Consider the following 6,721-nt stretch of genomic DNA (forward strand, 5'->3'; position numbering starts at 1 on the left):
CAGGTGGCCGGACGACGGCGCCCGCCCCTCCGCACGGAGGGGTGGGCGCCGTCGGCGTTCCGGGGTGGTCAGCTCACGGCTGGTCGGGGCGGGAGACGTCTCCTCGCCAGGCGCCGGTCTCGCTGCCGCGGCTCTCGATGAACTCCTTGAACTTCTTGGCGTCGGCCTTCACCTGGCGGTCGTCGAAGCCGAGGGCCGCGCCGGCCTTCTCCACCACGCCCTTCGGCTCCCAGTCGATCTGGATCATGACGCGGGTCTTGGCGTCGTCGAGCCGGTGGAAGGTGACGACACCGGCGTGCTTGGCGTCGCCGCTGGTGCTGGTCCAGGCGACCCGCTCCTCGGGGTGCTGCTCGGTGATCTCGGCGTCGAACTCGCGCTTCACGCCGTCGATGTTGGTGACCCAGTGGGTGTGGGTGTCGTCGAGCTGGGTGATCCGCTCGACCCCGCCCATGAACTGGGGAAAGGACTCGAACTGCGTCCACTGGTCGTAGGCGACCCGGATCGGCACGTCGACGTCGATGGCTTCCTGCACGCTGGCCACTGCTGGCTCCTTCGCTCGGCGGTCGGGTTCGGTCCTCCGCCTACCCCGATGAGCCGGGCCGGACACGCCGGACCTGCCGGTCAGCGCAGCGCCGCCGCCACGCTGCCCCGCACCGGGCGGCCGGCGAGCAGCAGCATCTGGACCAGGTGGTAGGCGTCGGGCTGACCGTCCCAGGTGCCCGTCGCGATCTCCCCGGACGGCGTCAGCTCGTGGTGCCAGCTGCCGGTGACGGGGTCCGCGAACCGGGCCTCACCGTGCGCCCGCCACCGGTCGGCCAGCTCCCGGTAGTGCTCCTGCCCGGTCACCTCGGCCAGCACCGTGGCCGCGGCGATCGCCTCGCAGACCACCCAGTGCATGCGGGCGCCCACGACGGGGCGGTCGTCCCAGTCCAGGGTGTACGGGAAGCCGTCGTGCCCGTCGGCGGCCCACCCCCGGGTGGCCGCCGCGTCGAACAGCGCGACGGCGTCCTCCCGCAACCAGTCGGGGCCGCCGTGGCCACTCCGGCCGGTCAGTGCGGCGGAGAGGTGCAGGCACAGGCGGGCCCACTCGAACTGGTGCCCGGGGGTCACGCCGTACGGGCGGAAGGGGTGCGCGGGCTCGTCCCGGTTGTGCTCGGGCAGCGGCGTCCAGTCGGGGGCGAAGTGCTCGGGCAGCCGCCAGCCGCGCTCGCGGGCCCAGCCGTGCACCACCCGCTCGATGCTGCGCAGCGCCTGCGCGCGCAGCCGGGCCGCGCGCGGGTCGTCGTCGCCGAGGGCGTCGGCGGCGGCCAGGGACGCCTCGACCCCGTGCATGTTCGCGTTGGCCCCACGGTAGCTCGACAGGCGCGTCCAGCCGGCGTCCCACTCCTCGACCGCCAGTCCCGCGGCCTCGTCCCAGAACCGGGACTGCCAGACGTCGAGCGCCGCGTCGAGCAGCTCCGGGCCGCCCTCGGCGCCGACCGTCGTCGCGGTCGCGCCGGCCAGGATGACGAAGGCGTGCGCGTAGGCGGACTTCGTGTCGTCGTCCGCCGTCGACCGCCAGCCGCCGTGGACGTCGTCCCGAAGCGGCCCGTCGGTCAGCGCCCGCACCCCGTGACCGACCAGCTCGTCCGCCCGCGGCCGGCCCAGCAGCTGGGCCAGTCCGAAGACGTGCGTCTTGCGCGCGGTGATGAAGGTCATCAGCGGCCGGTCGGGGATGACCTGGCCATCGCCGCCGAGGAAGCCGAACCCACCGGGGACGGCCGAGCGCTCGGCGAAGTCGAGCAGCCGGTCGAGATCGGTCATCAGAACGCCAGCGCCGTCCCGGGGTCGGAGAGCAGCGCGCCGACGTCGGCCAGGAACCGGCTGCCCAGCTCCCCGTCGATGATCCGGTGGTCGAACGACAGCGCCAGCTGGGTCACCTGCCGCGGCTTGACCTTGCCCTTGTGCACCCACGGCATGTCGCGGACCGCGCCGAAGGCGAGGATCGCCGACTCGCCGGGGTTGAGGATCGGCGTCCCGGTGTCGACGCCGAACACCCCGACGTTGGTGATGGTGATCGTGCCGCCGGACATGTCGGCCGGAGTGGTCCGGCCCGCCCGTGCGGTCTCGGTCAGCTCGCCCAGCGCGCCGGCCAGCTCGCCCAGTGAGAGCCGGGCGGCGTCCTTCACGTTGGGGACGACGAGCCCGCGGGGGGTCGCCGCCGCGATGCCCAGGTTGACCTGGCCGTGCACGACGATCTCCTGCGCGGCCTCGTCCCAGGAGCTGTTGACCATCGGATGCCGCCCGACGGCCAGCAGCAGCGCCTTGGCCACGAACAGCAGCGGGCTCACCTTGACCCCGGCGAACTCCGGGCGCGCCGCGAGCCGGGTGCGCAGCTTCATCATGCGGGTGACGTCGACGGTCAGGAACTCGGTGACGTGCGGAGCGGTGAACGCGCTGGCCACCATCGCCGCCGCGGTCAGCTTGCGCACCCCCTTCACCGGGATCCGCTGCTCCCCGGGCGGGGTCTCGGCGCCGGACGCCCCCCGGAGGAGGGTGCCGCCGGTGTCCGCACCGTGCGCGGCGGCCACCTGCGCGGCGGCTCCGACGTCGGCGCGGGTGATGACGCCGCCCGGTCCGCTGCCGGTCAGCGTGGTCAGGTCCACGCCGAGGTCGCGCGCCAGCTTGCGGACCGGTGGCTTGGCCAGGGGACGCGGCCGGCCCGAGCCCGGGGCGACCGCGGCGGACCCCGCCGACGCCTCCTCCGCCGCGGCGTGCGCCTCGGCCGCGCGGCCGACCTCCAGGCCGCCGTGCCGCACCGGCTTGGTGGTCAGGTCGGGGGCGGTCGCCAGCAACGGGACCCTGGGGCTCGCCGCCGTCTCCGGGGAGCGGTCGGCCTCCGGTCGCGCCGCGGGCGCGTGCCCGGCCCGGCGGGGACGGCGGCGGGCCTCGGTCGTGCGCGGGCCGTAGCCGACCAGCACCGCGGTCCGGCCCCCGGGCGCGGCGCCGCCGATCAGCCCGGCTGCGGGCTCCCCGCCGTCCCTTGCGGCTGCCGCCTCGGGCGAGCCGCCGCCGGTGTCGATCGTGATGATCGGCGCCCCGACGTCGACCATCGTCCCGGCCTCGTACAGCAGCGCGGTGACCGTCCCGGCCCACGGGGAGGGCAGCTCGACGGCGGCCTTCGCCGTCTCCACCTCGCACAGCGGTTGGTTCACCGTGACCGTGTCGCCGACGGCCACCAGCCACTGCAGGATCTCGCCCTCCGTCAGGCCCTCGCCGACGTCGGGCAGCGCGAACTGGCGCAGCTCGCCCATCAGAAGCCCATCGCCCGGTCGACGGCATCGAGCACCCGGTCGAGGTCGGGGAGGTACTCCTCCTCGAGCTTGGACGGCGGGTACGGGGTGTCGTAGCCGCCCACCCGGAGCACCGGTGCCTCCAGCGAGTGGAAGCAGGTCTCGCTGACCCGCGCGGCGATCTCCGCTCCGAGCCCGAGCGTCACCTGCGCCTCGTGGACGACGACGCAGCGACCGGTCCGGCGCACGCTCTCGAACACCGGGTCGAGATCGAGCGGGGACAGCGAACGCAGGTCGACCACCTCGATCGAACGCCCCTCGTCGGCGGCGGCCTGGGCCGCCTGCAGCGCCGTCTTCACCATCGGCCCGTAGGCGAGCAGCGTGACGTCGTCCCCGCCGCGGACGACGCGGGAGGCGAACAGCGGGCCGGGCGGAGCGCCGGTGTCGACCTCCGCCTTCTCCCAGTACCGCCGCTTCGGCTCCAGGAAGACGATCGGGTCGGGGTGCGCGATGGCCTGCTGGATGCCCCAGTAGGCGTCCACCGGGTTGCTGACCGCGACGACCTTCAGGCCCGGCGTGTGCGCGAAGTAGGCCTCGGGGCTCTCGCTGTGGTGCTCCACCGCGCCGATGCCGCCACCGAAGGGGATGCGGATGACGATGGGCATCGCGAGCTTCCCCCGCGATCGGGCGTGGATCTTGGCCACCTGGGTGACGATCTGGTTGTAGGCCGGGAAGACGAAGCCGTCGAACTGGATCTCGCAGACCGGCCGGTAGCCGCGCATCGCCAGGCCGACGGCGGTGCCCAGGATGCCGGCCTCGGCCAGCGGGGTGTCGACGACGCGGTCGTCGCCGAAGTCCTTCTGCAGGCCGTCGGTCACCCGGAAGACCCCGCCGAGGCGGCCGATGTCCTCCCCCATGAGCACGACCTTCGGGTCGTCCTCCATCGCCCGGCGCAGGCCGAGGTTGAGCGCCTTGCCGATGGTGAGCGTCTGCGTCATCGCTCGACTCCCCCCTCGTTCCGCTCCTCGGTCGCTGGCGCTCCCTGCGATGCTCGCTCGGGCGTCGTCTCCGGGTGCGTCATCGCTCGACTCCGCCCTCGTTCCGCTCCTCGGTCGCTGGCGCTCCCTGCGATGCTCGCTCGGGCGTCGTCTCCGGGTGCGTCATCGCTCGACTCCCCCCTCGAAGCTCGCCTGGTACGCCTCGAACTCGGCCCGCTGCCGGGCCAGGTGCGGGGTCTGCTCGGCGTAGACGGAGTCGAACATCGCCGTCCCCGGTGGATCGGGCATCTCCACCGTGCCCCGGCGGATCCGCACGGCCAGCTCGTCGGCCTCGGCCTCGACCGCGTCGAAGAAGTCGTGGTCGGCGATGCCGCTGCGCGACAGGTACGCCTTGAGCCGCGCGATGGGGTCCCGCAGCTTCCACTCCTCGAGCTCGCTGGCCAGCCGGTAGCGGGTCGGGTCGTCGGAGGTGGTGTGCGCGCCCATCCGGTAGGTGAACGCCTCGATGAAGGTGGGGCCCTGCCCGTCGTGGGCGGCGGCGAGCGCCGCCCGGGTCACCGCGAGGACGGCCAGGACGTCGTTGCCGTCGACGCGGACGCCGGGGAACCCGAACCCGGCGGCCCGCTGGTACAGCGGCACCCGCGACTGGCGCTCCAGGGGCACGCTGATCGCGTACTGGTTGTTCTGGCAGAAGAAGACGACGGGGGCGCTGAAGCTGGCCGCCCAGATCATCGCCTCGTTGACCTCGCCCTGGCTGGTGGCACCGTCACCGAGGAAGGCCAGGGCAGCGCTCTCCGCGCCGTCGCGCTGCAGGCCCATCGCGTAGCCGGTGGCGTGCAGGGTCTGCGCCCCGATGACGACGGTGTAGAGGTTGAAGTGGGTGGCGACCGGGTCCCAGCCACCGTTGTCGACGCCGCGGAACAGGCTGATGACGTGCAGGGGGTCGACCCCGCGGGTCCAGGCGACGCCGTGCTCCCGGTAGGTGGGGAAGGCCATGTCGTCCGGCGCCATCGCACGGCCGGCACCGATCTGCGCCGCCTCCTGTCCGAGCAGCGAGGCCCAGATGCCGAGCTCACCCTGCCGCTGCAGCGCGGTGGCCTCGACGTCCCACCGGCGGACCAGGGCCAGGTCGCGGTAGAGGTCGCGCAGCTCCTCGGGCGAGACGTCGACGGAGTACTCCGGGTGCTCGACGCGCTCGCCTTCGGGGGTCAGCAGCTGGACGAGGTCGGGCTGGTGCGGCAGATGGGGCGCCTCGGCCCCCGGGACGGGGTCGACCACCTCGGTGGCCACGCTGGACACGCTCACGGCAACTCCTCGCCATCGGCCGCAGGGACGGGGTCGCCGGCGCTGCGGTGCTGGACGTCTCGCGGCACCGGGGTGTGGCGCCACTCACACATCGTGGCACGACCGGGCCCGCAGTGGAGCAGACACTGTGACTGCGATCTGCGCAAGGTCCCCTGATCGGGTTGCGCACGATGACCGGTACTAGGACGTCCTCGCATGTCAGACTGAGCAACGTGCCGGCCCTCGACGCCACCGACGCCCGCCTGCTTCAGGCGCTGACCCAGGACCCGCGGGCCAGCGTGATGGCGCTGTCGCAGAAGCTCGGACTGGCCCGGAACACCGTGCAGGCCCGGCTGGCGCGACTGGAGGGCAACGGCGCGCTCGCCCCCTTCGACGCCCGGCTGCGCCCCGAGGCGCTGGGCTACCGGTTGGGCGCCTACGTCACCGTCCAGGTGGTGCAGCGCAGCCTCGTGGACGTCGGCGAGGCACTCGCGGACATCCCGGAGGTGGTCGAGGTGACCGCGCTGTCCGGCGTGGCCGACCTGCTGGTGCGGGTGGTGGCCATCGACGCCGACGACCTGTGGCGGATCACCGAGCAGGTGCTGAGCATCCCGGGCGTGCAGCGGACCGACACCGCCCTGGCGCTGCGCCGCCTCGTCGAGCACCGGGTCGCACCCCTGCTGGACCGCGCCGCCGGCACCGACTGACCCTGCCCAGCACGCTGCGGGAGCGCCGGTGAGGGCTCCCGTGGATCTGTGGACAGCCCTGTGAGCTGGGGATTCACCACTTGAATGCGCCTCGGTTCCGGTAGGCTTCGAACAGGTGATCGAGCCGGTGGGAGGTGTCGTGGACGAGCTGCACGCGGCGCTGGACGCCCTGGCCGGTCACGATCTGCACGACCTGTCCGACGGCGCCCTGCTGGAGCGGACCGCGGCCCTGGTCGCGGTGCGCAACCGGCTCGACGCCGAACTGACCCGCACCGTCCGGGCCGCCGACACCCGGCAGGCCGCCGAGCACGACGGGCTGAAGACGATGCAGTCCTGGCTGCGCGGGCACGCCCGACTCTCCACCGCCGAGGCCGGCCGGATCGTCCGCGCCGGGCGCGCGCTGGAGCACCTGCCCGCGGTGGCGGCCGCCTTCGCCGCCGGCACCATCACCGCCGAGCAG

At 73.7% G+C, this 6,721-nt stretch carries 7 protein-coding genes; 2 read left to right on the forward strand and 5 right to left on the reverse strand.

Going from position 1 to position 6,721, the window contains the following annotated elements; translation table 11 throughout:
* Positions 1-73 precede the first annotated feature (73 nt).
* From GCU56_RS18440 to pdhA, 5 genes are all read right to left on the reverse strand, one after another.
* Positions 74-541 carry an SRPBCC family protein gene (locus GCU56_RS18440; RefSeq protein WP_163483204.1) on the reverse strand — a complete coding sequence of 156 codons (468 nt, stop codon included), beginning with the start codon at positions 539-541 and terminating at the stop codon, positions 74-76.
* Positions 542-621: 80 nt separating this feature from the next.
* Positions 622-1,803 (reverse strand): AGE family epimerase/isomerase, encoded by a 1,182-nt coding sequence (locus GCU56_RS18445; RefSeq protein ID WP_163483205.1) that lies wholly within the window; start codon positions 1,801-1,803, stop codon positions 622-624.
* Positions 1,803-3,293, reverse strand: a complete 1,491-nt coding sequence (locus GCU56_RS18450; RefSeq protein WP_163483206.1) for a dihydrolipoamide acetyltransferase family protein — start codon at positions 3,291-3,293, stop codon at positions 1,803-1,805. The genes GCU56_RS18445 and GCU56_RS18450 overlap by 1 nt, the downstream gene beginning before the upstream one ends.
* Entirely contained in the window at positions 3,293-4,270 is a 978-nt protein-coding gene (locus GCU56_RS18455; RefSeq protein WP_163483207.1) for an alpha-ketoacid dehydrogenase subunit beta, read from the reverse strand. The genes GCU56_RS18450 and GCU56_RS18455 overlap by 1 nt, the downstream gene beginning before the upstream one ends.
* A gap of 162 nt (positions 4,271-4,432) precedes the next feature.
* The gene (gene pdhA / locus GCU56_RS18460) at positions 4,433-5,575 is read right to left on the reverse strand and encodes a pyruvate dehydrogenase (acetyl-transferring) E1 component subunit alpha (protein WP_345771928.1); all 1,143 of its coding nucleotides are present in this window, start codon (positions 5,573-5,575) and stop codon (positions 4,433-4,435) included.
* Between the two features lie 212 nt (positions 5,576-5,787).
* Here pdhA and GCU56_RS18465 point away from each other — a divergent pair, with 212 nt between their 5' ends.
* Together GCU56_RS18465 and GCU56_RS18470 are read left to right on the forward strand one after the other, a co-directional pair.
* The gene (locus GCU56_RS18465; RefSeq protein WP_345771929.1) at positions 5,788-6,261 is read left to right on the forward strand and encodes an Lrp/AsnC family transcriptional regulator; all 474 of its coding nucleotides are present in this window, start codon (positions 5,788-5,790) and stop codon (positions 6,259-6,261) included.
* A 115-nt stretch (positions 6,262-6,376) separates the two neighbouring features.
* Positions 6,377-6,721, forward strand: a 345-nt coding sequence (locus tag GCU56_RS18470; protein WP_345771930.1) for a DUF222 domain-containing protein, incomplete at its 3' end; no start/stop codon positions are given.

This window comes from Geodermatophilus sabuli, assembly GCF_010686765.1.
Classification (GTDB): domain Bacteria; phylum Actinomycetota; class Actinomycetes; order Mycobacteriales; family Geodermatophilaceae; genus Geodermatophilus; species Geodermatophilus sabuli_A.

What these genes read in the sequence shown, in the direction of transcription:
- GCU56_RS18455 (WP_163483207.1), bottom strand. Translation starts at nt 4,270, where the DNA reads ATGACGCAGACGCTCACCATCGGCAAGGCGCTCAACCTCGGCCTGCGC.
- GCU56_RS18445 (WP_163483205.1), bottom strand. Translation starts at nt 1,803, where the DNA reads ATGACCGATCTCGACCGGCTGCTCGACTTCGCCGAGCGCTCGGCCGTC.
- GCU56_RS18450 (WP_163483206.1), bottom strand. Translation starts at nt 3,293, where the DNA reads ATGGGCGAGCTGCGCCAGTTCGCGCTGCCCGACGTCGGCGAGGGCCTG.